This window comes from Castellaniella sp., assembly GCF_034675905.1.
In the GTDB taxonomy this organism is placed as follows: domain Bacteria; phylum Pseudomonadota; class Gammaproteobacteria; order Burkholderiales; family Burkholderiaceae_B; genus Castellaniella.
The window spans coordinates 737247-761164 of sequence record NZ_JAUCCV010000010.1; the positions used below are offsets into that span (position 1 = coordinate 737247).

Below are 23918 nucleotides of genomic sequence, written 5' to 3' on the forward strand. Positions count from 1 at the left end.
ATTAACGACGGTTCAGGACGATTTCTGGATGATTCCTTTCAGGGAATCAGCAATCTGTTTTGTCAGCGTGCTTTGCAGGTCGATCATCATCGTCCATTGCTGTGTTTGTTGCTGCAGTTTAAGCAGATCGGTTTGCGAGACGTTGCCGTCGGCATCAGTGCTGATGCCTGAAATGGTGTCGCGCAGCTTGCTTTCCTGGGTGCGGATGCTGTTGTAGATGGTGTCGTTGACACTGTTGAAATTCAGGCCGGCTGAACCGGAAAGACCGTTGATTGCCATGATGACGGACTCCTAGCGAGAAGTTGGAAGGGGCAGACGAGCCGCCGGGGACAGGGAAGAGGATGCGGTGTTGACCGGCCAGGCGGCCAATACTTCCTGGGCGGCGGCGGCCGCATCCGCTGCCGCCTGCCATAGGGGGAAATCCTGGCGCGAAAGGCCATTGAGCATGGGGGTGCGCAAGGATTGTTCAAGGCGGTGCGCTCTGGTCAGCAGCGTATCGCGCAGGGCGGCTCCGTCCGGAGCCGCCAGTTGGGTGTCGAGATCGGTCAGCATCGTATCCATGGCGGTGGTGTCCTTAGCGCAGGACGATGGCGGGGCGCGGGCCGTCGAACAGCAAGCGCGAGTCTTCGATGGCGGTCAGGCGGTAGTGCCGGTAGCTGCCGCCTATGAGCAATTTACTCCCATCTTCCAGCACGATAAAGGGTGTTTTCCCGCTGACGACGCTACGGATGCGAAAGGGAACGGCATCGGCATAGGGATGATCGCCATCCGCCAGCGACGCGATGTTGAAGTGATCCTGGTTGAACTGCGCCAGGACGGTATCCAGCGTAACCATCTGTTCGGCCGTCAGCCCCTTGGCGCCAGCCTGGAGCCGGTGATCTCGCCAAACCAGCGTCATCCCGTTCAGGCCGGCGGCGGCCAGCGCCTGGGTCAAGGCGTCGGCCACGGCGGGCGCCAGCAGGATGTGGTTGCCCAGGATCGTCATGCCCGGTAGCTGGGCGCGAACGGCATTCAGGGTCGCCGCGCGACCTGTGTCGTCGAGCGCGACCCCCTGAATGCTCAGGCGGCCATCGCCTTCGTAGCGGGCTTCGTATTTGACCTGAAGGTTACGCAGGGCGATCGTGGCGATCTGGACGGCTTCGGCTTCGCTGCTGACCTGCATGGCGGGCATGGGCCAGACCTGCGCCAGGGCGGAAGACAGATTGTCGCGCTCGCCGGCGTTGCGCACCCAGCCCGACACTTGCACGATATTGTCCTGCGTAATGGCGGCATGCAGTCGCGAGGCCAGCCCCAGTCTGTCGATGGCCGCCTGGATCTGCCCCAGAGACTGTTCCGCAGCGACCCTGGGGTTCGGGCGGTTCGGCGCTGGCGTTGGCGTGCCTGGCAGCAGCCAGGCGATCAGGATGGCCAACAGGATGGTCACCGTGGCGGCAGCCAGCCCAAGGGTCTTACCCCAGGACGGTTGCCGGCGAACAGCAGCCAGGAGGCCGGCGTCTGCGCCGTCGGATGGGTTTGGCGCAGCAGCGTGCGCCGCCGGGTCATCCGCAGGGAGGTCGTCCGTCTCTTTGTCCGCTGGGGCTTCAGCCATCGGCGTGATGGTGTGCTCGTTAGCGGCTTCCGGTGCGGGGCTCCAGGGATCGGACGGGCGTGCGACGGTAATCCAGATCGGACCCACCGGCATGGCCTGGTTGAAGGGGGTCGAGGGAGGCGCCGGGGCGTCTTCGGTTTCACCTTCCGGGGCCAGGTCCCAGCCGTTCGTGCCCAGCTTCAGCCTGACGGTGCGCGGCGCCAGGCCTTCGTCGGCCAGCACGATATGGCAATCCGGGGAGGTGCCCAGGACGTCATCGTGCTGCACCGGGCATCGCGCATCGCGATGCAGGCCGGAGAGCACGCGCAGTTCGAGCGGCTCAGGCATCGGGGACTCCGGGCGGGCTTTGCCGGGCAGGCATCATAGATCCACCCGCGCCAGCGGCTGCACGTTGATTTCCTGTGTCAGCTCTTGGTAGGACAGGACCGGTAATTCATAGAGATCCTGTTCAATCATCTTGCGCAAGTAGCGCCGGATGTCCATGGAAGTCAGGAGCACCGGCTTGCGGGCATTGATCGTGATGTCGCCGATGGCGGTGCGGATGTTGGTGATCAATTTCTTGGTGGTGTTCGGGTCCAGGGCCAGGTAGCTGCCGGCGGATGTCTGGCGGATGGCGCCGCGGATGGTTTCCTCGACGTTGGGGGCCAGCAGGTAGGCGGGCAGAATATTCTGTCCGCTGGAATATTTATAGCTGATATGCCGCTTGAGAGAGACGCGCACGTATTCCGTCAGCAGGACGGAATCCTTTTCCTTCTGGCCCCATTCGATCAGGGCTTCCAGGACCGCCCGTAGATTTCGCACGGAAATGTCCTCGGAGACCAGCCGCTGCATGATTTCGGCGATTTTCTGCACCGGCATGATGCGCAGGGCTTCTTTGACCAGATCCGGGAAACGGTCTTCCATGGCGGTCAGCAAAAACCGGGTTTCCTGGATGCCGATGAATTCGGAAGAATATTTTTTCAGGACGAAGGCCAGGTGCCAGGTCAGGATCTGGTGGGCGTCCATGCAGGGGATGCCGGCCGCCATCAGCATGTCGGCGTGGCCGGACTCGGTCCAAAGCGTCGGGATGCCGGGCAGGAATTGTTTGTCGGTGCTGTAGGGGATCTGCAGGGCCTGCAGGTTTTGTTCCGTGTCGCGGACCAGGATGTGGTCTGGCAGGAGCTGGCCTTGAGACACGGGGACTTCAGCCAGCAGGATCAGGTAGGTATTGTCGGGCAATGCCTCGTTGAAGCGCAGTTGGATGCCGGGAAACGGCACGCCCAGGTCGAAGTACAGCGCCCGGCGGATCTTGATGAGTTCTTCATTGAGTTCCTCGGCGTTGAAATGCCGCTGCAGCCCCGCCGCGACGTCGATCATGAGCGGCAAGGTGGGGGCGAACTCGGCGCTGCCGTCGGATTTCGGCTTGGGGGCGGGTTGGCCGTCGGCGGCCAGCGCGGGTATTTCTGTGATCTCGCCCGTTTTTTCGTCCACGACCTTGCGGGTGCCGCGCAGCAGCACGAAGCCGATCACACCCACAACTGTGGCCAGCGCCAGAAAGGTCAGGGTCGGCATGCCTGGGATCAGGCCCATGCCCAGCGCCACCGCAGCAGCAATCAGGAGCGCGCGCGGTTGCGCCAGGATCTGTGCGCCGATGTCCTTGCCGACGTTCGAGGGGCCGCCTTCGCCGGTTTGCACGCGGGTCACGATGATCCCGGCGCAGATGGCGATGAACAGCGCCGGGATCTGGGCGATCAGGCCGTCGCCGATGGTCAGGATGGAATACACCTGGACGGCTTCGCCGGCTGTCAGACCGCGTTGCAGCGTGCCGATCAGGATGCCGCCCAGCAGATTGACCGCCACGATGATCAGTCCGGCAATGGCGTCGCCCTTGACGAACTTCATGGCGCCGTCCATGGCGCCGTAGAGCTGGCTTTCCTTTTCGACCAGCGTGCGGCGCTTACGGGCGTCATCCATGTCGATGGTGCCGGCGCGCAGATCGGCATCGATGGACATCTGCTTGCCCGGCATGGCGTCCAGAGAAAACCGGGCGGCGACTTCCGCCACGCGTTCGGCGCCTTTGGTGATGACGACGAACTGTACGATGGTGAGAATCAGGAACACCACCAAGCCGACGATCAGATTGCCGCCGACCACGAAATTGCCGAAGGTTTCGATGATGTGACCGGCGTCGCCCTGCAGCAGAATAAGACGGGTGGTGGCGATCGAGATGCCCAAACGAAAGAGCGTCGTCACCAGCAGCACGGATGGGAACGAGGAAAAAGCCAGCGGTGAGGGCAGGTACATGGCGACCATCAGCAGGATCGCCGACAGGGTCATGTTGGTGCCGATGAGCACATCGACCAGCGCGGTGGGCAAGGGCAGGATCATCATGAAGATGATCGAGACGATCAGCACTGCCAGGACGATGTCGTTCCGGCTGGTGATGAGGTTGACGACGCGGCTGAGGGTTTGTTGCATGGGGTATCCGATCTAGCGGGAGTCGGCCGCACCGACGTCGCCGGCACGCATATTGATGTAAGCGCGCATAGCGGCTTCGGCTTCGGGCAATCGGCCTAGCGCCGCCAGAGCCTGGGCGCGAACCAGATGAAAGGCCGTGCCCATGCCTCCTTGGAGGGCTACTTTATCCAGAGTCCCCAGTGCGGATTCTGGTTTGCCGGCACGCAATTGCGCCAGCGCCAACGAGATGCGTTGGCGCGCGTCGGCCAGGCCGAGCTCGTCCAGCGCGGCGAGCAGCACGGCGGCTTTTTCGGGCCTGTCGTTTTCCAGATAGATGTAGGCCAGCAGGTCGAGCAGGATGTCGCCGTTCTCGCCCAGGGGGCGAGCGGGCTCGGGGGCCGTGGGCGTATCGGGGTCCGGAGTCATGGCGCCTGAGTTCATCCCTGGTATAGCGCGCTGCGGTACATGGCCACCAGGTCGCGCAGATTGGTTTCCTCTTTCAGCAGGCGCACGGCCCGGTTCAGCGTGCGGCTGTCGCCCGCACCGGATTCGGCCTGCGTGGCGAGATTTTTCAGGGCTTCACGCAGCGCCTCGGCGAACTGGGACGGCATCAGCAGGTCACGATTGCCGATGTCGGGGCGCAAGGCTTCTTTCAGGTAGTCGCCGGTATTGGGTTTGTCCAACAGCTGCGCCAGCTGGGCGCGGATCGGGTCATCCGATGGCGCCAGATTGCGCCGGTCCGGCAAGGTGCGGGTGTCAGGCTCGTTTTTCCGGGCATAGACGATGTTGTCGATCCCGTGATCGAAGCTCATGAGCCGGTTGACGTTCAGATCAGGCATGGGCAGGCTCCGGTTCAGGGTTCGTCACGCAAGGCGTCTAGCCAGCGGTTCAGGTAGTCCAAGGCCTGGTGCAGCCGCAATACCGTGAATTCGGCTTCGTTGAGCCGTACGAGCGCCAGCAGGTAGGAGACGCCGTCGTATTCGCGCAGCGCGGGTTGCACCGGCCAGTCGTCCATCCGGCTGTGGTGTGCGCGCTTGCAGGCGCGCAGCAGCCATTGCCCGGCATCATACGGCGTGGGACAGGCTGCGTAGACCAGGATGTTCGTGTCGGCGTGTTCCAAGCCCAGCAACCGACCAGGGGTCGTGCGAAAGACGACCTGGCCTCGGGCATCGAAGGACAGATCCGGGATGCCGGCGGCCTCGCCGAACTGTCGCAGAGTGCTGTTGGGGCCCGTCATTACAAATCTTCCTCGTCGATGGCCAGATCCAGGGCGTCCTGGGCGGCGCTCAGGATGCCCTGCCGGGTGTCGGAATCCGGAAATACCGGGACAGGGAGGTCGCGCAGCAGGGATTTTATGCCTGTCAGCAGCATGATGCGACCTTCCGGCGTCGTGACGCCATGCTGTTGGGTCAATGAGGTGAAACGGGATTCGCTCAGCCATTTTTCACTGGTCAGCGAAACCAGGTCGCGCATCAATCGTTCGCTGTCCGGGGCGCCCAGCCCTTTTGACTGCAGGTTGCCGGATAGATCGGTGCAGCCTTCCAGGACCGTTGCGGCGACCTGCAGATGATACAGATCGCTGGTCAGGGCCTGCAAGCGCCGGGGGTCGGTGGAGGGTCGGGTGGACGACAGGTCCTGGCCCAGGGCGGCCACCAGCTGTGTGAGGCCGCGGGCCATGTCTTTGCCGCCGAAACGTTCCAACGCCAAGCCCAGCGTCTTGCCTAGCGTGTTTTCGCCCAGAACGATGTCGCGGTATGTGCTTTGGAAGGTCTGAACCCCTTGGGCGTCCGACGCGAATTCTGCCGCGCTGCCCAGCGCATTCAGGCCCGCCCGGATTTGAGGGCCGCTATCAATTTCCAGATCGGCCAGGGCATCGCGCAGGGTCTCCAGCAGCTCGGGGCTGGCGCCGTCCTGTTCGCCCTTGCGCAGGGTGTATTGCAGCGCCAGGAATTGCTGGGAGACATCATCGAATGCCTGGGCGGCCTCCTGGCGGGGTGAACCCTGGCCCGACAGTAGTTTTTCGACAAGCGCTTCGAGCTTGGCCTGGGCATTGGGGTCCTGGCCTTGTTGCAGCATTTCGATGATTTCCGCCGGCTGCATGAGCTCCACGGGCCGCTCGGGCTTGACCTTGCGTTCGGCGTGGTGCTTGTTTTCAGTCTTTTCCGCCATGTGCAGGCTGATTTCCTCGGCGGCATCGTTCAGGGAGTCGATTCCGCCTTTCAGCAGCACCGCGTGTTCGCCCATCAGCGTGCCCGTGCGGGGCTGATCCGTGCTGAATCCGGGCTGTTGGCCCGGCGAACTGAATCCGGGGGTAATGCCGCCGGCGTCGATGCGGTTCATGGTGGGGAAGCGGTTCCATACAGAGACTGGTCTGAGGTAGTAACGGACGCCGCGCGAAGGTTCCCTTGAAGTGCGCGGAATCAGGCAGGTTTCAATGCGGTCTGGGGTTTTCCCTGGTTTTTGGTTGGTGATGGAACTGTTATCGCTTGCCTGACACTTATCCGGTATGCAGGCGGTCGCCCTTCGGTTTCACCCGGTCGCCCTCCGCTGACATACCGATATAGGATGATCCATCATGAACATGACAGTCAACAATTCCGGCGGCGTCAATTTCGCAGCGGCTCTTGCCAGCGGCGACATTCAGACCATCATCCAGATGGTGCAAAGCGAACGGGTCCGCTTGCTGGATTCGCAGTTGGTCGATCAGGTCAAGGCTGTCCAGTCCCGCAACGATCAGATCGCCAAGCTGAACAATGTGTTGTCCAGCCTGAATGCCTACTCCAGCCAGATCAAGGGGACCGATGCGCAGTCCAAACCCGCAGACTGGGGCTCCAACAACGAATTGCGCAAGACCTACGAGGTCGCCGTGAATGACGCCATTCAGGATGCGGGCATTACCGATTTGGGGATTCAGCAGCATGATGGCTTGCGTTCCGCCAAGCCCGGCGAGCAGCCGTCGCATCCGTGGGAAGCGGTCAACGGGGTCTTGATTCATGGCACCAATGTGATCAATCCCACAGTCACCAAGGGCGAAGTCGATGCGGCCATCACCAAGATCAAAGGCATGATCGACGCCGAAAGTAATAATCAGCAGATGGACATGCTGCGTCTGCAAAGCCTGAACAACAAGAAGAACGAGTCCATCGAGATCCTGACCAATACTCAGAAGAAACACACGGATTCAGCGTCCAGCATCATTCGGAACATCTGATGCTGCACACAGTGTTCGGGCGCCAGACTGAACGGCCTGTTCTTCAGGCTATGTTGCAATCCAGATCAAGGAAAATATTATGAATACTTCCGGCGTGGGCAGTTCGCTGCCGATCGACATCAGCCAGGCGATTGCGTCGGGCGACATCCAGACCCTGATTCAGATGGTGCAGAGCGAACGCGTCAAACTGCTGGATCAGCAGTTGGTGGATCAGGTCAAAGCGGTGCAGGCGCGCAATGACCAGATTGCCAAGCTAAATGACGTGTTGTCCAAGTTGACCGCCTTTCAGGGCGGCATCAAGGGGACCGATGCCGGCAGCAAGATCAAGGACTGGAATAACGACAAAATCAAGCAATACGAGCTGCCCTTGAACGACGCTATCATCGCGGCCGGCATCGAAGATTTGGGATTTCCCAGTCGGACGGGCCAGCGCACGCGTCTGCCCGGAGAAGAAAATGTTCCAGGCGGCAGCGGCGGACCCTGGGTGACAGGCAAGCAAGTGGTTGGCGGATGGACCACCAAGGGCGAAATCGACGCAGCCATCACCAAGGTCAAGGGCATGATCGACGCCCAGAGCAATAACCAGCAGATGGATATGCTGCGTTTGCAGAGCCTGAACAACAAGAAAAACGAGTCCATCGAAATTTTGACGAACACGCAGAAAAAGCATACGGACTCCACCTCGTCCATCATTCGCAACATCTGATAAGGATTCACCACCATGGCCAAGACACCCGAAGAAATCATGCGCGAGGCCGAGGCGCTGATCGAACAGACCCAGCGCAGCCTGGCCGCGACGGCCGACGTCTACCGTGCCCAGGGCCTGGATGCCGACAAGTTGGCTGCCGGCATGAACGAGAAACATCAGGCAGAGGCCGAAGCGCTGTTTCGCAAGGATATGGAAGATATCGAGCGCGAGGCAGCCGAAGAAGCCGCCCGCCTGAGCTTCGCCAACGCTACGCCTCGTGCGGGCGGGCCGCGCAAGATGCGCAATATGATCTGACCAGCGTTTCACACAGGAGCCCTCATGAGCGAGCAACCCGATACCGAATTTACCCAGCAGGATGCGGATGCAGCCGTCGAAAATCTGATCGGCCTGTGGAAATCCGGGGGCACCTTGGCGCAGGCCATGGGGATCACCGCCCAGGAGTGCGAGGCGATGTATGCCCACGGTCATTCTCTGTATGCTCAGGGTAAATACAACGACGCCTTCAAGATCTTTGCCCAGCTGGTGAGCTATGACCACATGGATTCGCGCTATCAGCTAGCCCTGGCATCGGCCATGCAGATAACCCGGCGCTACGAAGAAGCCTTGCAGCAGTACGTCGTCGTGACAGTGATGCGGGTGGATGACCCTATCCCGGTCTTCCACAGCGCCGAGTGCCTGCTGGCCCTGGGACGCCCCCAGGAGGCCCGCGAATCACTGGAGCTGATTATTGAATCCATGTGCAAGCCTGGCGAGCACGATGCCGTCAAGGCCCGTTCCGAGGCGTTGCTCAAGGCGATCAACGCAAAGACCCAGGAAAAATAAATCGTTTGCATGGAACGATTTACCGCTGGCCGGCCACTGAAGTAGTAAGCGCGCCCAGGTGCGGCAGGCAGATCCAGACAAGCATACCGGAGTCCAACATGAGCATTTCGCTGCAATCCAATCTTCCTCCTGGCTATATTCCGCCGGGCGTCGATCCCAAGTCGCTGGACCCGGCGACGCGGAAAATGGTCGAGACCACGGGGATCACGCTGGAAGCCGCCCTCAAGCTGATTGGCGTCGAGGTTAACGACACCAATGCGGGCCGCCTGGAATCGCTGCTGGATTCCATGTTGCCCAAGCCTAGCGGCGACAAACCGATGAGCGACCCTTTCGGCGGCTTGTCGTCCGAGTCGGTGTCCATCGATATCTATTCGGTCATGGCCCTGTTTCAGAAGTGCGCCCAGGAAATGCGCAATCAGGCGCGTGAGGTCCGCAACTCCGAAATGCAAAACCAGGTGAGCAGCCTGAAAAACGCGGCGCAGGAAATTCGCAATGCCGCCGAAGACCGCATGCAGCAGGCCATCATTTCGGGCGCTTTCCAGATCACCGGCGGGTTGGTGTCCGTGGGCATGGGGGTCACCGGCGGTGTGTTGGGGGCCAAGGGCATCAACGCGGGCGCCGACACGGTCAGCGGCATGAAGCTCAGCAATGTCGCCAGCACGCTCAGCAATTCCGCCCAGGGGGCTGGCAGCATCTTCACCGGCATCGGCGGCATGGTGGGTTCCAGCAAGGAACGAGAAGCCGCCGAGCACGACGCCAAGAAGTCTGAGCTTGAATCCGACGCCAAGGTCCACGAGCAAAGCGTGCAGCAGGCCAATGACCTGATGCAGCAAATGATGGACGTGATCCGGGATGTCCGCGAAAAGCTGGGCGCCATTGATCAGGCGCGCAACGAAACCAATCGCGGTATTGCGCGCAACGTCTGATCTGGACCCACTACCCAAGAGAGGCACGCATGAACACGACGATTTCCTCGACCGGCCCCGGCTACACCCCCCCCGTGGGAGGGCAGACGGATGGTGGCCAGGTGAACAACGTCCCCGGCGGCAACGGGATCAATAACGTCGATCTCGAGAAGTTCTACACCGAGGTCGTCAAGTACGCCAAGCAGTTCGAGGAGCCGGGCAAGAGCGGCGAGAGCCCATTGGTCGATTCGCGCGGAGCGCCCAAGATCGACGCCCCTGCGCAGGCCTTCAGCGCCAATGACATGGTGGATCTGTTGCGCAGTCTGCGCAGCAAGTCCCAGGATGGACAGCTCAAGACGGCCAAGGAAGGCCTGGAATCCGCCCGGGTCAAGGCGGAAAAGAACACTGAAAAGCAGTTGGAAAAGATCAAGGAATGGGTCGATAAGTGCAAGGAAGCCAGTTCCAAGGGCTTGCTCGGCAAGATCTTCGGCTGGGTCGGCAAGATCTTCGCTTTTCTCGCTGCGGTCGTGGCTGTGGCGGCGGCGGCCGTCGCCACGGTTGCGACGGGCGGCGCCGCAGCGCCTTTGTTGGCCCTGGCGATCGTCGGCGCGGTTGCGGCGACCGTGTCGCTGGCCAATGCCATTTCCCAGGAAGCCGGCGGCCCCGAGATCAGTATCGGCAGTCTCATCCAGCATACTGTGGGCAAATTTCTGACGGATGTCTGCGGAGTAGACCCCAAGCAGGTCGAAAATATCTGCAAGATCGTCGGCGGCGCGATGGCGATCGCTTGCCCTATCATGCTGGCCATCGAACCCTCTTTGCTGGGCAATATGGCGCAAGGCATCGCTCTGATGGCGGGCGCCGATGAAAAGACGGCGGGCTATATCGCCATGGCCTTGACCATCGCGGCAGCCATCGGCGTCGGGATCGCCATGGCGGTCATGACGGGCGGGTCCTCCATGGCCAGCACGGTCTCGCAGGTCAGCAGCAAGGTGATCATTTCGACGCTCAAGACCTTCAATGCGGTGCTGACGGGAACCTCGGCGGTGGTGTCGGGCGGGACCCAGATCGCCCAGGGCGGCGTAAATATTTCCAAGGCCCAGTCCGAGGAAAAAGCCCAGATAGCCATTTCACAGAAAAAGGAACTCGAGGCCATGATGGTCAAGCTGCAAAAGCAGATGGAAGAAGGCCGCGAGGAAATAAAGAAAATCATCCAGCAGATCGAGGAAAGCACCCAGGCGGTCAGCAAAATGATCGCCGGCACGACCGACAACATGACGCAGATCGCCATGAACATGAGCGGCAAGTCGACGGTCTGAATCCAGGATGACGAGAAAGGAGAACCTGATGTCCAAATCCGCGACGGCCGACGTGTCCCGCAGCCCGGTTGCCCAGAAGCTGTATGACGATCTGTCGGCTTTGCCGGCTGGATCCCGCATGAGCAGCGCGCAGCTGGAAGTCCTCTATGCTCTGGCATATGCCCATGTGACCCAGGGGCAGTATGCTCAGGCCCTGCCAATTTTTTCGATCCTGGCGACGTACGGCCCCACCCGCAAGCACTACCTGGCGGGCCTGGCGGTTTGTCTGGAAAAATCGGAACGCTATGAGGAAGCCATCAGCATGTATTCACTGCTGTCCGTGCTGTTTCCCGGCAGTCCCGAACCCGCCTTGCAGGTGGCCGAATGTCAATTGATGCTGGGCCAGGCGGGGGATGCCGCAGAAGAACTCGACCGTGTGCTGCGCTGCATTGCTGAATCCGGCGGCCGCTATGATGCCCTGAAGCCGCGCGCTCAGGTGTTGCGCGGCTTGGCGGGCAAAAGGGCGTCCTGATGCAGCTTGCGGATCCGCCCCTCGAGGCTGTACCGCCTGGATTGGAAGCCGTCTCCACCGAGACGGCTTTTGTGCTTGAGGCGGAGGATGCCCGATTCCTGGCAGAGGTCGGCATGCTGGCGGCCAGCCGCGGCGACCTGAGCCGCGCGGATCGTATTTTCGGCTTTCTGCGTCAGGTGCGGCCTGAACGCGCCTTCCCCCTGGTGGGGCTGGCGGTGGCCCGCCTGAATGCGGGGCGCGCCGAAGAGGCCGCCCGCCTGCTGCAGGACGTTCATCTGGCGGACTTGCAAGAGCAGGCTGTGGTTCAATCCTGGTGCGGTTTGGCCCTGCAATTGGCAGGGCATGGTGCGGAAAGCCGCCGCATGCTGTCTCTGGCTGCGCGGCAATCTGGTGAGGGGGCCGTGTTGGCCCAGCAGATGCTGGGACTGGCCGTTGATGATGCATCGAATGATTCTTGATTGAGGGAGTACTCCTTGGAAATCGCCGCTCTCGCTGCCTCATTGGCAGGTCAGGTTCAGCCTGTGGTCAATCTGGCGCCGCCCGCTCAGCCGGATGCGCTGGCCACCGAACGGTTCAATGCCGTCATGCAGGCGCCACAGGAAATGCCCCTGCAAGCAGGGGTATCGGCGGCGGTGCAATCCGCTTTTGCCGCGCCGTCTGCCGATGTCCCCACCCTGGGGGGGCAGATCCTCTCGGGATTGAGAGGCGTGGCCGATGATTTTTCCTCGACGTGGAAGGATATCGCCCGCAATCTTGACGGCATGGGCGCGCAGCCGGCCGTCAGTGACATGTTGCGCCTGCAAACGGAATTGCTGCAGGTGTCGGTCCAGTATGAATTGGTGGGTAAAGCCGTATCGCGCTCGACGCAAAATATTGATACCTTGGTCAGGATGTCTTGATGACTCTTTTTCGTGTGGATGTGATGCCCTCCTGGATCCGGTGGTTCAAGTTTGCGTTGGCGGCGCTAGTCCTGGCCGGACTGGCCGCATGCGGGTCCAGCGTGACGCTGTACTCCTCGGCCACCGAGGGCGAGGCCAACGAGCTGCTGTCCGTTCTGCTTGATCATGGCATCAGGGCCGAAAAGATTTCCGGCAAAGAAGGCGTGGCAGTATCCGTGGATGGCGCTCAGGTCGCGCGGGCCTTGGATATTCTGCATGCGCGCGGCTTGCCACGAGAGCAATTCGCCGGCATGGGACAGATCTTCCGTAAAGAAGGCCTGGTGTCGTCCCCCCTCGAAGAGCGGGCCCGGTACATCTATGCCCTGTCGCAGGAACTGACCAACACGCTGTCGCAGATGGACGGCGTTCTGACCGCCCGGGTCCATGTGGTGTTGCCTGAACGCGGCGAAATCGGCGAGGCCTCTACGCCGTCAACGGCAGCGGTTTTCATCAAGCACCAGGTCGGCTATTCCTTCGATGCGCTCAAGCCGCAGATCCGCCAGCTCGTCACCCATGCGATTCCCGGTTTGACCGAGGAACGGGTCTCCATCACGCTGGTGTCGGCACAGCCTCGGGCTGATCGCCAAGAGACACAGTCAGCGCTGACCACGGTGCTGGGGGTGCAGGTTGCGCAGGGTTCGGCTGCTGGCTTGGCGACGCTGCTGGCGGTGCTGGTGTTCCTGCTGCTGGCGGCGCTGGCGGGGTTGGGCTACGTGCTGTGGCATCAGGGACTGGTGCCGGGCCGCCCGGTTGCGCAGACCCGCCAGGACCCGGTCATCCAGCCGGCGGCCCGGGGTAGCGGCGAATGACGGCGAATGTTTTATTCGGCGATCGGCTGCTGGAGTTCAATTTATTGCCCAGCAAGACCCTGCATCCCAGCCGGCATGCCCAGTTTGGGGGGGTGACGCAGCCGGTGCCTGACGCCTGTCAGGCTGCCTGGCATCGCCAGTGGTCGGCTCGTATTCTGCGCCAGCTGGGGTTGCAGGACCGTCCGGTGCTGGATGCGGATCGCCCTGAGTTGGCCCTGGCCTTGCTGCCGCCACCGCGCCTGGCGCGGGTGGCGCATCATGTGGGGGCGGCGCTGTGCGCGTCACGCTTGCGCCGTGTCATTGCCGGCGCGGATGTCCGGCGATTGACGACGGCCTTGGGGCCGGAGGTCATGGGGTTTGCCCAGCAAGCGCCTGGCCGACGAGGTGTATCGCTCGACTGGCTGGCAGGCCTGGATGTCGATGGCCTGGCTGATGCGGTCGATCAGACAGGCAGTGCGATGTTGATGGCGGCTTTGCAGGCCGGTGGCCCCGAACTCAGCCAGCGCGCGGCGCTCAAAATGGCTGACCCGTCGCCGTTGCAGGGCCGTCCTGCGATAGAGCCTACCGACCGGCAAGAGGCCCTGGCCTTGGCGCTGGATGTTCTACAACAGATTGAACCGACATGGCATTCCTCATTCCCCGTGATGCACTGACCCCGCGCAAGCTGGCGGCAACCCTGGATCCTGCAGCCCGTGTGCTGCGGGCGGGGGATCTGGCGGTCCTGGTGCAGGCGCAGGCGGTGCTGGACAATGCCCATGCCCAGGCCGACGCCATTCTGGCAGGCGCACAGGCGGCGTTTGAGGCCGAGCGGCAGCGCGGCTACGAGGACGGCAAGCAGGAAGCCCTGCTCGACCAGGCGGAAAAGATGATCGAGACCGTGGGCCGGACCGTGGATTATTTTGCGGGGATCGAAAACGAGATGGTCGATCTGGTGATGGCCGCCGTGCGCAAGGTCGTCGACGGCTTCGACGATCAGGAAAAAGTCATGGTGGTCGTCCGCAATGCGCTGGCCGTCGTGCGCAATCAGAAGCAGATGACGCTGCGCCTGCACCCGGATGAGATCGAGATCGTCCGCGGGCGCATCAATGACATCCTGGCGGCGTATCCAGGGGTGGGGTATCTGGACTTGCTGGCCGATGCGCGGCTGGGCCGGGGCGCCTGCATTTTGGAAAGCGAAATCGGGATGGTCGAGGCCAGCCTGGAGGGCCAGATCGAGGCGCTGCGGGGGGCTTTTCAGCGCACCCTGGGCAGCCGGGTCTGACGGGACGCGAGGCAGAACATGCGCCAGTTCGACTACATCACCGAAATGATGGAAATGGCTTTGCAGGACACGCCGACCTTGCGGATCAAGGGGCGGGTCACGCAGGTGATCGGCACCATCATCAAGGCGGTGGTGCCCACGGTCAAGATCGGCGAAGTCTGCATTTTGCGCAATCCCGGCGAAGACTTCGAGATGAAGGGCGAGGTCGTGGGTTTCGCCCGGGATGCCGCCTTGTTGACGCCCTTGGGAGATATGTACGGGATTTCTTCCGCCACCGAGGTCATTCCCACGGGGCGCGCGCATATGGTGCCGGTCGGGCCAGGCCTGTTGGGGCGCGTGCTGGATGGTTTGGGACGCCCCTTGGACGGGGCCGAGCGCGGGCCGCTGGAGGCCAGCAAGTTCTATCCCGTTTTTGCCGAAGCGCCGGATCCCCTGTCGCGGCGCATCATCGACAAGCCCTTAGAGCTGGGGGTGCGTGCGCTGGATGGCGTGCTGACCTGCGGCGAGGGGCAGCGTATGGGTATTTTTGCTGCTGCCGGCGGCGGCAAGTCGACGCTGATGGGCATGCTGGTCAAAGGCGCCGATGTGGATGTCACGGTGGTCGCCTTGATCGGCGAGCGGGGCCGCGAGGTGCGCGAGTTCCTGGAAAATGAACTGGGCCCGGAGGGACGCCGCAAGAGCGTGATCGTCTGCGCGACCAGCGACAAGTCTTCGATGGAGCGCGCCAAAGCGTCTTATGTGGCCACGGCGATCGCCGAGTATTTCCGCGACCAGGGCAAGCGGGTCCTCTTTCTGATGGATTCCGTGACGCGCTTTGCCCGTGCTCAGCGGGAAATCGGCCTGGCAGCTGGCGAGCCGCCGACGCGCCGCGGCTATCCCCCGTCGGTCTTTGCCACGCTGCCCAAGCTGATGGAACGCGTCGGGATGAATCAGCATGGGTCGATCACCGCCTTGTATACCGTCCTGGTCGAGGGGGACGACATGACCGAGCCCATCGCCGACGAGACGCGTTCTATCCTGGATGGCCACATCGTGTTGTCGCGCCGGTTGGGAGCCGCCAACCATTATCCGGCCATCGATGTGCTGGCCTCGGCCAGTCGCGTCATGAATGCCGTGATCACGCCAGAGCACAAGCGTCTGGCGGGTCGCATTCGTGAGTTGATGGCTAAATATCAGGAAGTGGAATTGCTGGTCAAGATCGGCGAATACAAGCGCGGCGGCGATGCGGTCACCGACGAGGCCATCGACAAAATCGACGCCATCAACCGCTTTCTGCGGCAGCGGACGGACGAACACGCCACATTGCCCGAGGCGCTCGAGGGGATGGCGGCGATCGTGGGCAAGGAAGCGGGCGTATGAACGTATTCAGCGAGCTGCTTGCCATCAAGCGCTTTCGTGAAGAGCAGGCTGAATTGGCCGTGGCCCGCCAGCGCCAGGCCTATGCCCAGGCTGAAGAGCTGCGTGATGATGCCGTCACGCAGTTGGTGCAGTTTCAGCAATGGGCGCAGGATCAGGAACAGGCGATGTATCAGGATTTATGCAGCCGCCTCGTGCGCGTCGGCGAGATCGAAGACGTGATGCAGGGGGTGGCGGACCTGCGTCAAGGCGAGCAGGATCGGGAAGGCCGTGTGACGGAGGCTGCCGAGCAGGTCAGTCATGAGGCGGATATCCTGACTCAGCGCCGCGAGACCCACCGCGAGGCCAGCCGCATGGTCGAGAAATTCATTGAACTGGCGCGCATCCATGCCGCTGAGCAGATGCATGAACTGGAACGCAAGGAAGACCAGGAAATGGAAGAGGCCGCGTCCGTGACGCGTGACCACGATGACTGGCGGCATCATGATGAATATGAGCCTTCATGACCATGACTGATCGTCGTATCGACCTGAATATCGGCCTGAGCCAGGGATTGCCGGATTTGTCGCAGTCCGGCCTGGGACAGCCGCGCCGCGAGGCGGCGGACGCGGATCGTCGCGCCTTCGAGCAGGCGATGAATCAGACATCTGCGGACGGCGCTCCCGCGGCGGCGGCCGATCCGGCGGGCGATACTCCCAAGCCCTTCGCCCTTTTTGGCGGGCCTGCCGCCCCCCTCTCCGGTTCGGAGCAGGCGCCGGCAGGCTTGGCGCAGGACCTGGCGCGGGCGGCTGACCGCATGCTGGTGGGCGATGGCAGCACGGGTCGCCGAGAAGTCCGTCTGGCATTGAAGGACGAGATCCTGCCAGGTGTGACGATGAGCGTCTACGAAGAAGAAGGCCGCCTGGTGGCTGCTTTTGTCTGTTCGCGCGAGGCTTCGCGCGAAAGGCTGGCAGCCTGCGCCCGGGCGCTGGCGGATGAATGGGCGCAATCGGTAGGGCGACCCGTGCTGGTGCGTGTCAGCGCCGATGACCCGGACGACCCCTGCCTGACTGAAGCGGCAGCTGCCGCATGATCAAGACCGTTACATGGATGTTATGAACCTCGACATCGCCGCCCCCGCGACCTTGCCCCGCTTGACCGCCAGCCAGGCACAGGCGCTGACGCTGATTGCAGCGCATGGGGCCGATTTCACGGTCACCTTGCCGGTGCAGGAAGGCGCGGATGCGCAGGCCGGCGTCTGGCGCATCGGCTTGACGCCGGGCGCGCCCGATGCCCTGCGCCGGCAGGCGGATCGAAGCGTGCGCTTCGAGTGGGCCGGCGCCGCCTTGCGGGCGTGTGCGCCGGCGGGCGCATTGGCGGCGTGGGTCAGTGCGCGAGTGCCTGAACTGGCCCTGGGCGTTTTGCCGGACGCCTTGCTGGATGCTGCATTGGACGCGGCTGTGGCCGAGGTCGTCGCCGCGTTGGCGGGCGTATCGCCCGGTGGGCCTTTACAGGTGGCGCCAAGCGATGATGCGGCGCCGTTGCCGCATGTCTGGACTGTGGCGGCACATGCGCAGCCTGCCGGCAGCGCCTTGTTGATGGTGCTGGAGGCGGATGATCTGGGCCTGCTGCTGCTGGCCAGCTTGCTGGCCCGGATGCCTGCATCCGCTGCTGGGCCGGTGGATATCGATGGCATGCCTATCCGTCTGCGGGCCGAGGTGGGCCATGCCCGATTGCCAGCGGATGTATTGCAGACGCTGGCCAGCGGCGACGTGATCCTGCTGGATGACTATTTGGTCAGCCCGCAAGGCGAGCTATGGCTGGGGTTCCCCGGCGGCCAGGGCGTGCGGGTGCGCGCGGAACAATCTTCTTATCTTGTGACTCAAGGCTGGACTTCCCTCATGACACAGACTTCCCCTCCTGACGAGGACGCGCCTTCGGGCGAGCCGCTGGATCTGGACGCCATCCCGGTCCGGCTGAGCTTTGATCTGGGCGACCGATCCCTGAGCCTGGCTGAACTGCGGCAGTTGCAGCCCGGGGCCATCTTCGATCTGCAACGCCCCTTGTCGGACGGTCCGGTCATGATCCGCGCCAATGGCGCACTGATCGGGACCGGGTCCTTGGTCGAGGTCGATGGTCATGTCGGCGTGTGTATCGGCACTCTGGGCAAGGGCGGGGCATGAGCGGCAACTTTGATCCCGTCAGCCTGGCCATTGCGCTGGCTCTGCTGGCGCTGTTGCCGCTGGTCGCGGTCATGACCACGTCCTTTCTGAAGCTGGCGGTCGTGTTCGCGCTGGTGCGCAACGCGCTGGGCGTGCAGCAGGTGCCGCCCAATATGGCCTTGTACGGCCTGGCGGCGATTCTGTCGGTCTATGTGATGGGGCCGGTGGTCATGCAGGTGGGCCACGAACTGCAAACCGTGCGCCAGCAGACCAGCCAGTCCGTCAGCGGCGGGGATCAGGTGAATGCCATGTTCGATGCCGTGACGCGCGGCGCGGAGCCGTTGCGGGAGTTCATGTTGAAGAACAGCCGGCCGGAGCAGCGTGATTTCTTTGTGCGCACGGCGCGGCATCTTTGGGGCGACGCCCAGGCGCGGGATTTGCAGCAGAATGACCTGATCGTGTTGGTGCCGGCCTTTCTGGTGACGGAGCTGACCGAGGCGTTTCAGATCGGTTTTCTGCTGTATCTGCCGTTTGTCATCATCGATCTGATCGTGTCCAACATCCTGTTGGCCATGGGCATGATGATGGTCTCGCCGGTGACGATTTCCATGCCGCTCAAGCTCTTTCTGTTTGTCATGGTGGATGGCTGGACGCGCCTGGTCCAGGGTCTTGTGCTTTCCTATTCCTGAGCAAGCCATGGGAACCGTCGACATCGTTTCTTATATGACCCAGGCGCTTTATCTGACGCTGTGGCTGTCGCTGCCGCCCATTGCGGTCGCTGCGATCGTGGGTACGCTGTTTTCCTTATTCCAGGCGTTGACCCAGATCCAGGAGCAGACGCTGTCGTTTGCCGTCAAGCTGATCGCCGTCTTCATCACCATTTTGCTGACGGCGCGCTGGCTCAGCGGCGAACTCTATAACTACACCATTTCGGTGTTCGATCTGTTTTATAAAATCCACTGAGGCCGGGACGATCATGCTTGGCGGCACGAACTACGCAGAAGCCCAGGTGTTCTTGGGGGCCTGGGCATTGACCCAGCCTCGCATCCTGGCTGTGTGCGCCATGCTGCCGCTGTTCAATCGCCAGCTGCTGCCGGGGCTGTTGCGGTATGGCATCGGCGCGGCAATCGGGCTGGTGCTGGTGCCCATGCTGACGCCGCGCTACGCGGCCATTGACCTGGGAACCATCGACTTGATGCTGTTGGTGGGCAAGGAAATCTTCATCGGTCTGGTGATGGGGTTCCTGATCGCCATTCCGTTCTGGATCTTCGAGGCGGTCGGGTTTGTCGTCGATAACCAGCGCGGCGCCAGCCTGGGGGCCGTCATCAATCCGGCGACCGGCAATGATTCCTCGCCCCTGGGCATTCTGTTCAATCAGGCCTTTCTGGTGTTCTTTCTGGTCGGCGGCGGGTTCACGCTGATGCTGAATCTGATCTACGACAGTTTCCGTCTGTGGGATCTGTGGTCCTGGACGCCGGTTCTGCGCGAAACCAGCATCCCGCTGATGCTGGATCAGCTCAGCCGCTTCATGCGGCTGGTGCTGCTGTTTGCGGCGCCTGCCGTCGTGTCCATGTTTCTGGCAGAGCTGGGGCTGGCGCTGGTCAGCCGCTTTGCCCCGCAGCTGCAGGTGTTTTTCCTGGCCATGCCCATCAAGAGCGCCCTGGCGCTGCTGGTGTTGGTGTTGTACATGAGCACCCTGTTCGAATACGCCGACGAGACGGTCCGGGGCATACCGGGCATACTGCACTTTCTTGACGGCCAATGGAGGCATCCATGAGCGGCGAGAAGACCGAACAGCCCAGCTCCAAGAAACTGCGAGAGGCCCGCGAGAAGGGCGAGGTCGCCCACAGCAAGGATTTCACGCAGACGCTGCTGATCCTGGCGCTGTTCGGCTATTTTCTGGGGAACGCGACCCACATCATTGAATCCCTGGGGCGTATTTTGCTGATCCCGTCGGAGCTGGTCGGCTTGCCATTCGATCTGGCCCTGAAGACGGCGCTCGAGGCGTCTATGAAAGAAGCCGTCGGCCAGGTCCTGCCGGTGGTGCTGATTGTGCTGGGTGTCGGCATGTTCAGTGAGTTCCTGCAGGTCGGCATCGTGCTGGCCTTCAAGAAGCTGATGCCTTCCGGGCAGAAACTCAATCCGATCAGCAATTTGAAAAATATCTTCTCGGCTCGCAATCTGATGGAATTCCTGAAATCCATCATCAAGATCGCCTTTCTGTCCGTGTTGGTGACGTTGGTGGTGCGCGATGCGTTGCCCCAACTCATGTCGGTGCCGCACAGCGGGCTGGCGGGGCTGCAAATGGGGGTCGGCGGCATGCTGCGCACGCTGATCATCAACGTGGCGGTCGCCTATACGATCATTGCTCTGGCCGATTTTGTCTGGCAGCGCATGCAGCACCGCAAGCAGCTCATGATGAGCAAAGAAGAAATCAAACAGGAATACAAGGAAATGGAAGGCGATCCGCACATCAAGGGGCAGCGCAAGCATTTGCACCAGGAAATGGTCATGCAGGGGGCGGTCCAGAGCGCTCGCAAGGCCTCGGTGGTGGTGACCAATCCGACCCACTTGGCGATCGCTCTGTATTACGACAAGGATGAAACGCCCTTGCCCATGGTGCTGGCCAAGGGTGAAGGCGCCCTGGCAGAGGAAATGATGCGGGCGGCCCGCGAAGCCGGCGTGCCTGTGATGCAGAATATCCCCTTGGCGCATGCTTTGATGGACCATGCCGAGCCGCAGCAGTACATCCCCAGCGAACTGATCGAACCCGTTGCCGAGATATTGCGTTTGGTGCGCAAGCTGGCGTCGGACACACCGGAGTAGAACCATGATGGCTGTTTCTTCCCATCCCCTGATCGCCCAATATGTGGCTCACCACGGTATCCCGGAAGTCATCCGTTCGGATGGCCGGGCGACGGTCATCATAGACGACAAGTATCGTGTGCATATGCTGGGCGCGCGCAATGGCTGGATGGCGCTCAGCGCGCGCTTGTGCATGTTGCCGAAAACAGGGGTAGACCGTGACAGATTTTTGGCAGAGATCGGTCGCCAGGCGGCGGGCATGTTGAGCAGCCAGCCGTCCTCTTGCGTCGTCGACCCGGGAGAAGAGGCCTTGTGGCTGCAACAGATGGTTCGTCCCGATGCGGATGCGGTCGAGGTGGACGAGGCCGTGGGCGATTTCGCCAATGCCTTGTCGTTTTGGGTCAACGCCGTACGGCGGGCGGCATGAGGATGAAATACGTGATGACACAGCATGCAGTCAATGCGGGAGCGCGCTTGTTCAAGCGTATGGTTCTGGCCCATGTCCTGGCGTTGTGCCTGGTCGGCACGGTGCAGGCCGCGCCCAACTGGCCTGCCGCCCCCTATAGCTACTATGCGCAGGAACAAAGTCTGAAGGATGTGCTGCAGCAATTTGCCGGCGGCTTCAGCCTGGCCCTGGAAATGGCGCCAGGGCTGTCCGGCACGGTCAATGGCAAGTTCAATGCCGCCACGCCGACGGAGTTCATGGATCGCCTGGGGGGCGTGTACGGTTTCAATTGGTTCGTGCATGCAGGAACGCTGTTTGTCAGCCCTGCCCGATCGATGATCACGCGGTCGATCAATGCGCTGGGCAGCTCCATCACCGCCTTGCGCGACGCATTGCTGCAGCTTGGGGTGCTGGATGAACGATTCGGCTGGGGTGAGTTGGCGGATCAGGGCATCGCCCTGGTGTCGGGGCCGCCGGCGTATGTCGGGCTGGTGCAGAAAACCGTGGCCGCCTTGCCCCTGGGCGCTGGCGGCCAGCAGGTTGCCGTATTCCGGCTTAAACATGCCTCGGTGAATGATCGGGTGGTCAGCTATCGTTCGCAAAGCGTGGTGACGCCAGGGCTGGCGACCGTGTTGCGCAATCTGATTCTGGGCTCCGGTTCAGGCGCCAACAACGAAACCCTGTCCGCAGTCGCCGCGCCCTTGCGCAGCAATCCGCCGGCGTTTGCCGCCAATTCCGATGGCGCAGAGGCTGAGACGGGCGGCGCCAGCAATACGGCAGCGTCCGGCGCAAAACATCCCGCCAAGGCCGGGCTGCGCTTTCGCGAGCCCACGGTGCAGGCGGATCCGCGTTTGAATGCCATCATCGTGCAGGATATTCCGGATCGCATTCCTATCTATAAACAGTTGATCGAGCAGTTGGATGTCCCCAGCACGCTGATCGAGATCGAAGCCATGATCGTCGACGTCAATTCCGACAACGTCAGCGAGCTGGGGGTGACCTGGGGCGCACAGGCGGGCAAGACGACGTTTGGCTATAGCGATTTCAGTCTGGCCAACAGCAACGGCTTGCCGCTGGACAGCGCCGCCTCTCTGGCGCCGGGGACGTTGGGATTTTCTGTCAGTAATGTGCTGGCGGCCCGCCTGCATGCGCTGGAAACCCAGGGCGCTGCCAACATTCTGTCGCAGCCGTCGATTCTGACGGCTGACAATATGGGCGCCTTGATCGACCTGTCGGATACGTTCTATATCCAGACAACGGGTGAACGGGTGGCGACCGTCACCCCGGTGACAGTCGGCACGTCCCTGCGCGTGACGCCACGCTACATCGAGGGCAGTGAGGGACGGCGGCGGGTGGAACTGACCGTTGATATCGAAGACGGCCGCATCCAGGACGAGCGCCGGATCGGGTCTTTGCCGACGGTGCGCAAGAGCAGCATCAGTACGCTGGCGATCGTGGGCGATGGCCAGACGCTGTTGGTCGGGGGTTACAACAGCAGTCAGGACAGCCAGCAGGTGGACAAGGTCCCGTTGCTGGGCGATATTCCGCTGCTGGGGGCTTTGTTCTCCAACAAGAACAAGACGACCCAGCGCAGGGAACGCCTCTTTTTGCTGCGTCCCAGAGTGGTTTCCATTCAGGGCGAAGTGGTGACGCCGCCTCGGCTGCAGTCCGGGGATACCGGGCCGGCCATCAGCGCCACCTGGACCGGCAAGGGCGACAAGCCGATGTCGGCCGGACAATATCTGGACCTGATCCAGGGGCAGCAAACCCGGGTGCGCTTCGATGCCGTGAGCGAGGCGCAGGTATCGGGGCCGGTGCATGTCGGGCCGAACTACACCAGTTCGGCGACCAGCAGCGATCTGGACATGCCTCGGGATGCTGCATCCGAGGTCAAGGGGTCAAGCCTGCACGTGGAAACGCGCAAGGTCAGCCCTTGATGCGCAGAGTCCGGGCCTGCCCCGTCAGAACGTGATGGGCAGGCCTTTTTGTTGCAGCCGGTCGCGTAGCGCCGCACGGGCGCGTGACAGCCGGCTGCGAACGGTGCCGACGGGTACCGTCAGCAGGATGGCGGCTTCTTCGTAGGACATATTGTCCAGGCCGACCATCAGTAGGATGCTGCGCATGCTGTCGGGCAGCTCGTCCAGGGATTCTTGCAGCAGGCGCATGGTCTGCGCTTGTGTAGCGGCCTCTTCGGGGGTTGCCGATTCGGTCGCCAGATCATCAAGGCTGTCGTCGCTGACGAAGTTGTAGCGCCGTTCGGGGGCCCGGGACAAATGATTGCGGACCAGATTCAGCGCGATGCCGTACAGCCAGGTGGATAGCTGCGATTCGCCGCGAAAGGTTTGATACGAGCGAGCGGCTTCCATGAAGGCTTGCTGGGTCAGGTCTTCGGCTTCGCTGATATTGCCGATGTGTTTGATGATGAAACGCTGCAGGCGGCTGCTGTGCTCTTTGACCAACTCGCGAAATAGGCGTTCGTCGGGATGGCTGGCCGGCGGTGTGTGATCCGCCTGGCAAGAAGAATCCGGCAAGGTATCGCGTGGATGGGAGGGGGAGGTCATGGAGGCCAGAGAGGCGGGAAGCAGCGCTGATCTGACCGATTCTATTGCACGAAATGTGACAATTCAAGGAATTGTTTTAAGTTTGCAATATTTCATGACAT

The 23918-nt window shown here is 62.1% G+C and carries 31 protein-coding genes; 22 read left to right on the forward strand and 9 right to left on the reverse strand.

The window, feature by feature from the left end:
- Positions 1-12: 12 nt before the first annotated feature.
- Genes VDP79_RS13725 through sctW form a run of 8 tightly spaced genes read right to left on the reverse strand, consistent with a single transcriptional unit; the run spans position 13 to position 6364 of the window.
- Entirely contained in the window at positions 13-279 is a 267-nt protein-coding gene (locus VDP79_RS13725; RefSeq protein ID WP_323018723.1) for an EscF/YscF/HrpA family type III secretion system needle major subunit, read from the reverse strand.
- Positions 280-291: 12 nt separating this feature from the next.
- Positions 292-561, reverse strand: a complete 270-nt coding sequence (locus VDP79_RS13730; RefSeq protein WP_323018724.1) for a hypothetical protein — start codon at positions 559-561, stop codon at positions 292-294.
- A 13-nt stretch (positions 562-574) separates the two neighbouring features.
- Positions 575-1915 (reverse strand): type III secretion system inner membrane ring subunit SctD, encoded by a 1341-nt coding sequence (gene sctD / locus VDP79_RS13735; protein ID WP_323018725.1) that lies wholly within the window; start codon positions 1913-1915, stop codon positions 575-577.
- Positions 1916-1948: 33 nt separating this feature from the next.
- Complete coding sequence (gene sctV / locus VDP79_RS13740) at positions 1949-4045, reverse strand: type III secretion system export apparatus subunit SctV (RefSeq protein WP_323018726.1); 2097 nt, start codon at positions 4043-4045, stop codon at positions 1949-1951.
- A gap of 12 nt (positions 4046-4057) precedes the next feature.
- Positions 4058-4450, reverse strand: a complete 393-nt coding sequence (locus tag VDP79_RS13745; RefSeq protein ID WP_323018727.1) for a hypothetical protein — start codon at positions 4448-4450, stop codon at positions 4058-4060.
- A gap of 11 nt (positions 4451-4461) precedes the next feature.
- Positions 4462-4863: a hypothetical protein gene (locus VDP79_RS13750; RefSeq protein WP_323018728.1), complete on the reverse strand. Its 402-nt coding sequence runs from the start codon at positions 4861-4863 to the stop codon at positions 4462-4464.
- Positions 4864-4877: 14 nt separating this feature from the next.
- Positions 4878-5261 carry a CesT family type III secretion system chaperone gene (locus VDP79_RS13755; protein ID WP_323018729.1) on the reverse strand — a complete coding sequence of 128 codons (384 nt, stop codon included), beginning with the start codon at positions 5259-5261 and terminating at the stop codon, positions 4878-4880.
- Positions 5261-6364: a type III secretion system gatekeeper subunit SctW gene (gene sctW, locus VDP79_RS13760; protein ID WP_323018730.1), complete on the reverse strand. Its 1104-nt coding sequence runs from the start codon at positions 6362-6364 to the stop codon at positions 5261-5263. Before sctW ends, VDP79_RS13755 begins: the two co-directional genes overlap by 1 nt.
- Before the next feature lie 235 nt (positions 6365-6599).
- Between sctW and VDP79_RS13765 the strand changes: the two genes are divergently transcribed.
- From VDP79_RS13765 to sctC, 22 genes are all read left to right on the forward strand, one after another.
- The gene (locus VDP79_RS13765) at positions 6600-7235 is read left to right on the forward strand and encodes a hypothetical protein (RefSeq protein WP_323018731.1); all 636 of its coding nucleotides are present in this window, start codon (positions 6600-6602) and stop codon (positions 7233-7235) included.
- Positions 7236-7314: 79 nt separating this feature from the next.
- Positions 7315-7941, forward strand: coding sequence for a hypothetical protein (locus VDP79_RS13770; RefSeq protein WP_323018732.1), 627 nt, complete (start codon positions 7315-7317; stop codon positions 7939-7941).
- A gap of 15 nt (positions 7942-7956) precedes the next feature.
- A complete protein-coding gene (locus VDP79_RS13775; RefSeq protein WP_323018733.1) occupies positions 7957-8238 on the forward strand; it encodes a hypothetical protein in 282 nt (93 codons plus the stop codon).
- A 24-nt stretch (positions 8239-8262) separates the two neighbouring features.
- On the forward strand, positions 8263-8766 hold the full coding sequence (locus tag VDP79_RS13780; protein WP_323018734.1) for a SycD/LcrH family type III secretion system chaperone: 504 nt from the start codon (positions 8263-8265) through the stop codon (positions 8764-8766).
- 98 nt (positions 8767-8864) lie between these two features.
- A complete protein-coding gene (gene sctB / locus VDP79_RS13785) occupies positions 8865-9692 on the forward strand; it encodes a type III secretion system translocon subunit SctB (protein ID WP_323018735.1) in 828 nt (275 codons plus the stop codon).
- A 29-nt stretch (positions 9693-9721) separates the two neighbouring features.
- Positions 9722-10990 carry a type III secretion system translocon subunit SctE gene (sctE, locus tag VDP79_RS13790; protein WP_323018736.1) on the forward strand — a complete coding sequence of 423 codons (1269 nt, stop codon included), beginning with the start codon at positions 9722-9724 and terminating at the stop codon, positions 10988-10990.
- Positions 10991-11018: 28 nt separating this feature from the next.
- Positions 11019-11501 carry a SycD/LcrH family type III secretion system chaperone gene (locus VDP79_RS13795; RefSeq protein ID WP_323018737.1) on the forward strand — a complete coding sequence of 161 codons (483 nt, stop codon included), beginning with the start codon at positions 11019-11021 and terminating at the stop codon, positions 11499-11501.
- The gene (locus tag VDP79_RS13800) at positions 11501-11959 is read left to right on the forward strand and encodes a hypothetical protein (protein ID WP_323018738.1); all 459 of its coding nucleotides are present in this window, start codon (positions 11501-11503) and stop codon (positions 11957-11959) included. The genes VDP79_RS13795 and VDP79_RS13800 overlap by 1 nt, the downstream gene beginning before the upstream one ends.
- 15 nt (positions 11960-11974) lie before the next feature.
- Positions 11975-12400, forward strand: coding sequence for a type III secretion system inner rod subunit SctI (gene sctI, locus VDP79_RS13805; RefSeq protein ID WP_323018739.1), 426 nt, complete (start codon positions 11975-11977; stop codon positions 12398-12400).
- Positions 12400-13248, forward strand: a complete 849-nt coding sequence (gene sctJ, locus VDP79_RS13810) for a type III secretion system inner membrane ring lipoprotein SctJ (RefSeq protein WP_323018740.1) — start codon at positions 12400-12402, stop codon at positions 13246-13248. Before sctI ends, sctJ begins: the two co-directional genes overlap by 1 nt.
- On the forward strand, positions 13245-13901 hold the full coding sequence (locus tag VDP79_RS13815) for a SctK family type III secretion system sorting platform protein (protein ID WP_323018741.1): 657 nt from the start codon (positions 13245-13247) through the stop codon (positions 13899-13901). The genes sctJ and VDP79_RS13815 overlap by 4 nt, the downstream gene beginning before the upstream one ends.
- Complete coding sequence (locus tag VDP79_RS13820) at positions 13871-14509, forward strand: HrpE/YscL family type III secretion apparatus protein (protein WP_323018742.1); 639 nt, start codon at positions 13871-13873, stop codon at positions 14507-14509. The genes VDP79_RS13815 and VDP79_RS13820 overlap by 31 nt, the downstream gene beginning before the upstream one ends.
- Before the next feature lie 18 nt (positions 14510-14527).
- Positions 14528-15868, forward strand: coding sequence for a type III secretion system ATPase SctN (gene sctN, locus VDP79_RS13825; protein ID WP_323018743.1), 1341 nt, complete (start codon positions 14528-14530; stop codon positions 15866-15868).
- Entirely contained in the window at positions 15865-16371 is a 507-nt protein-coding gene (locus VDP79_RS13830; RefSeq protein WP_323018744.1) for a type III secretion protein, read from the forward strand. The genes sctN and VDP79_RS13830 overlap by 4 nt, the downstream gene beginning before the upstream one ends.
- Complete coding sequence (locus VDP79_RS13835) at positions 16368-16937, forward strand: hypothetical protein (RefSeq protein WP_323018745.1); 570 nt, start codon at positions 16368-16370, stop codon at positions 16935-16937. The genes VDP79_RS13830 and VDP79_RS13835 overlap by 4 nt, the downstream gene beginning before the upstream one ends.
- Before the next feature lie 13 nt (positions 16938-16950).
- Entirely contained in the window at positions 16951-18027 is a 1077-nt protein-coding gene (sctQ, locus tag VDP79_RS13840; RefSeq protein WP_323018746.1) for a type III secretion system cytoplasmic ring protein SctQ, read from the forward strand.
- Positions 18024-18695, forward strand: a complete 672-nt coding sequence (sctR, locus tag VDP79_RS13845; RefSeq protein WP_323018747.1) for a type III secretion system export apparatus subunit SctR — start codon at positions 18024-18026, stop codon at positions 18693-18695. Before sctQ ends, sctR begins: the two co-directional genes overlap by 4 nt.
- A 7-nt stretch (positions 18696-18702) precedes the next feature.
- Entirely contained in the window at positions 18703-18969 is a 267-nt protein-coding gene (gene sctS / locus VDP79_RS13850; protein ID WP_323018748.1) for a type III secretion system export apparatus subunit SctS, read from the forward strand.
- A 13-nt stretch (positions 18970-18982) separates the two neighbouring features.
- On the forward strand, positions 18983-19783 hold the full coding sequence (sctT, locus tag VDP79_RS13855; RefSeq protein WP_323018749.1) for a type III secretion system export apparatus subunit SctT: 801 nt from the start codon (positions 18983-18985) through the stop codon (positions 19781-19783).
- Complete coding sequence (sctU, locus tag VDP79_RS13860) at positions 19780-20832, forward strand: type III secretion system export apparatus subunit SctU (RefSeq protein WP_323018750.1); 1053 nt, start codon at positions 19780-19782, stop codon at positions 20830-20832. The genes sctT and sctU overlap by 4 nt, the downstream gene beginning before the upstream one ends.
- A gap of 4 nt (positions 20833-20836) precedes the next feature.
- Entirely contained in the window at positions 20837-21238 is a 402-nt protein-coding gene (locus VDP79_RS13865; protein ID WP_323018751.1) for a hypothetical protein, read from the forward strand.
- Between the two features lie 59 nt (positions 21239-21297).
- Complete coding sequence (sctC, locus tag VDP79_RS13870; protein WP_323018964.1) at positions 21298-23193, forward strand: type III secretion system outer membrane ring subunit SctC; 1896 nt, start codon at positions 21298-21300, stop codon at positions 23191-23193.
- Positions 23194-23217: 24 nt separating this feature from the next.
- On the opposite strand, the gene VDP79_RS13875 is transcribed toward sctC, so the two are convergent.
- Entirely contained in the window at positions 23218-23817 is a 600-nt protein-coding gene (locus tag VDP79_RS13875; protein WP_323018752.1) for an RNA polymerase sigma factor, read from the reverse strand.
- Between the last annotated feature and the right edge of the window lie 101 nt (positions 23818-23918).

Excerpts from the sequence above, each read along its gene's own strand:
- VDP79_RS13725 (WP_323018723.1), bottom strand. The coding sequence starts at position 279 with ATGGCAATCAACGGTCTTTCCGGTTCAGCCGGCCTGAATTTCAACAGT.
- VDP79_RS13730 (WP_323018724.1), bottom strand. The coding sequence starts at position 561 with ATGGATACGATGCTGACCGATCTCGACACCCAACTGGCGGCTCCGGAC.
- sctD (WP_323018725.1), bottom strand. The coding sequence starts at position 1,915 with ATGCCTGAGCCGCTCGAACTGCGCGTGCTCTCCGGCCTGCATCGCGAT.
- sctV (WP_323018726.1), bottom strand. The coding sequence starts at position 4,045 with ATGCAACAAACCCTCAGCCGCGTCGTCAACCTCATCACCAGCCGGAAC.
- VDP79_RS13745 (WP_323018727.1), bottom strand. The coding sequence starts at position 4,450 with ATGACTCCGGACCCCGATACGCCCACGGCCCCCGAGCCCGCTCGCCCC.
- VDP79_RS13750 (WP_323018728.1), bottom strand. The coding sequence starts at position 4,863 with ATGCCTGATCTGAACGTCAACCGGCTCATGAGCTTCGATCACGGGATC.
- VDP79_RS13755 (WP_323018729.1), bottom strand. The coding sequence starts at position 5,261 with ATGACGGGCCCCAACAGCACTCTGCGACAGTTCGGCGAGGCCGCCGGC.
- sctW (WP_323018730.1), bottom strand. The coding sequence starts at position 6,364 with ATGAACCGCATCGACGCCGGCGGCATTACCCCCGGATTCAGTTCGCCG.
- VDP79_RS13765 (WP_323018731.1), top strand. The coding sequence starts at position 6,600 with ATGAACATGACAGTCAACAATTCCGGCGGCGTCAATTTCGCAGCGGCT.
- VDP79_RS13770 (WP_323018732.1), top strand. The coding sequence starts at position 7,315 with ATGAATACTTCCGGCGTGGGCAGTTCGCTGCCGATCGACATCAGCCAG.
- VDP79_RS13775 (WP_323018733.1), top strand. The coding sequence starts at position 7,957 with ATGGCCAAGACACCCGAAGAAATCATGCGCGAGGCCGAGGCGCTGATC.
- VDP79_RS13780 (WP_323018734.1), top strand. The coding sequence starts at position 8,263 with ATGAGCGAGCAACCCGATACCGAATTTACCCAGCAGGATGCGGATGCA.
- sctB (WP_323018735.1), top strand. The coding sequence starts at position 8,865 with ATGAGCATTTCGCTGCAATCCAATCTTCCTCCTGGCTATATTCCGCCG.
- sctE (WP_323018736.1), top strand. The coding sequence starts at position 9,722 with ATGAACACGACGATTTCCTCGACCGGCCCCGGCTACACCCCCCCCGTG.
- VDP79_RS13795 (WP_323018737.1), top strand. The coding sequence starts at position 11,019 with ATGTCCAAATCCGCGACGGCCGACGTGTCCCGCAGCCCGGTTGCCCAG.
- VDP79_RS13800 (WP_323018738.1), top strand. The coding sequence starts at position 11,501 with ATGCAGCTTGCGGATCCGCCCCTCGAGGCTGTACCGCCTGGATTGGAA.
- sctJ (WP_323018740.1), top strand. The coding sequence starts at position 12,400 with ATGACTCTTTTTCGTGTGGATGTGATGCCCTCCTGGATCCGGTGGTTC.
- VDP79_RS13815 (WP_323018741.1), top strand. The coding sequence starts at position 13,245 with ATGACGGCGAATGTTTTATTCGGCGATCGGCTGCTGGAGTTCAATTTA.
- VDP79_RS13820 (WP_323018742.1), top strand. The coding sequence starts at position 13,871 with ATGGCATTCCTCATTCCCCGTGATGCACTGACCCCGCGCAAGCTGGCG.
- sctN (WP_323018743.1), top strand. The coding sequence starts at position 14,528 with ATGCGCCAGTTCGACTACATCACCGAAATGATGGAAATGGCTTTGCAG.
- VDP79_RS13830 (WP_323018744.1), top strand. The coding sequence starts at position 15,865 with ATGAACGTATTCAGCGAGCTGCTTGCCATCAAGCGCTTTCGTGAAGAG.
- VDP79_RS13835 (WP_323018745.1), top strand. The coding sequence starts at position 16,368 with ATGACCATGACTGATCGTCGTATCGACCTGAATATCGGCCTGAGCCAG.
- sctQ (WP_323018746.1), top strand. The coding sequence starts at position 16,951 with ATGGATGTTATGAACCTCGACATCGCCGCCCCCGCGACCTTGCCCCGC.
- sctR (WP_323018747.1), top strand. The coding sequence starts at position 18,024 with ATGAGCGGCAACTTTGATCCCGTCAGCCTGGCCATTGCGCTGGCTCTG.
- sctS (WP_323018748.1), top strand. The coding sequence starts at position 18,703 with ATGGGAACCGTCGACATCGTTTCTTATATGACCCAGGCGCTTTATCTG.
- sctT (WP_323018749.1), top strand. The coding sequence starts at position 18,983 with ATGCTTGGCGGCACGAACTACGCAGAAGCCCAGGTGTTCTTGGGGGCC.
- sctU (WP_323018750.1), top strand. The coding sequence starts at position 19,780 with ATGAGCGGCGAGAAGACCGAACAGCCCAGCTCCAAGAAACTGCGAGAG.
- VDP79_RS13865 (WP_323018751.1), top strand. The coding sequence starts at position 20,837 with ATGATGGCTGTTTCTTCCCATCCCCTGATCGCCCAATATGTGGCTCAC.
- sctC (WP_323018964.1), top strand. The coding sequence starts at position 21,298 with ATGGTTCTGGCCCATGTCCTGGCGTTGTGCCTGGTCGGCACGGTGCAG.
- VDP79_RS13875 (WP_323018752.1), bottom strand. The coding sequence starts at position 23,817 with ATGACCTCCCCCTCCCATCCACGCGATACCTTGCCGGATTCTTCTTGC.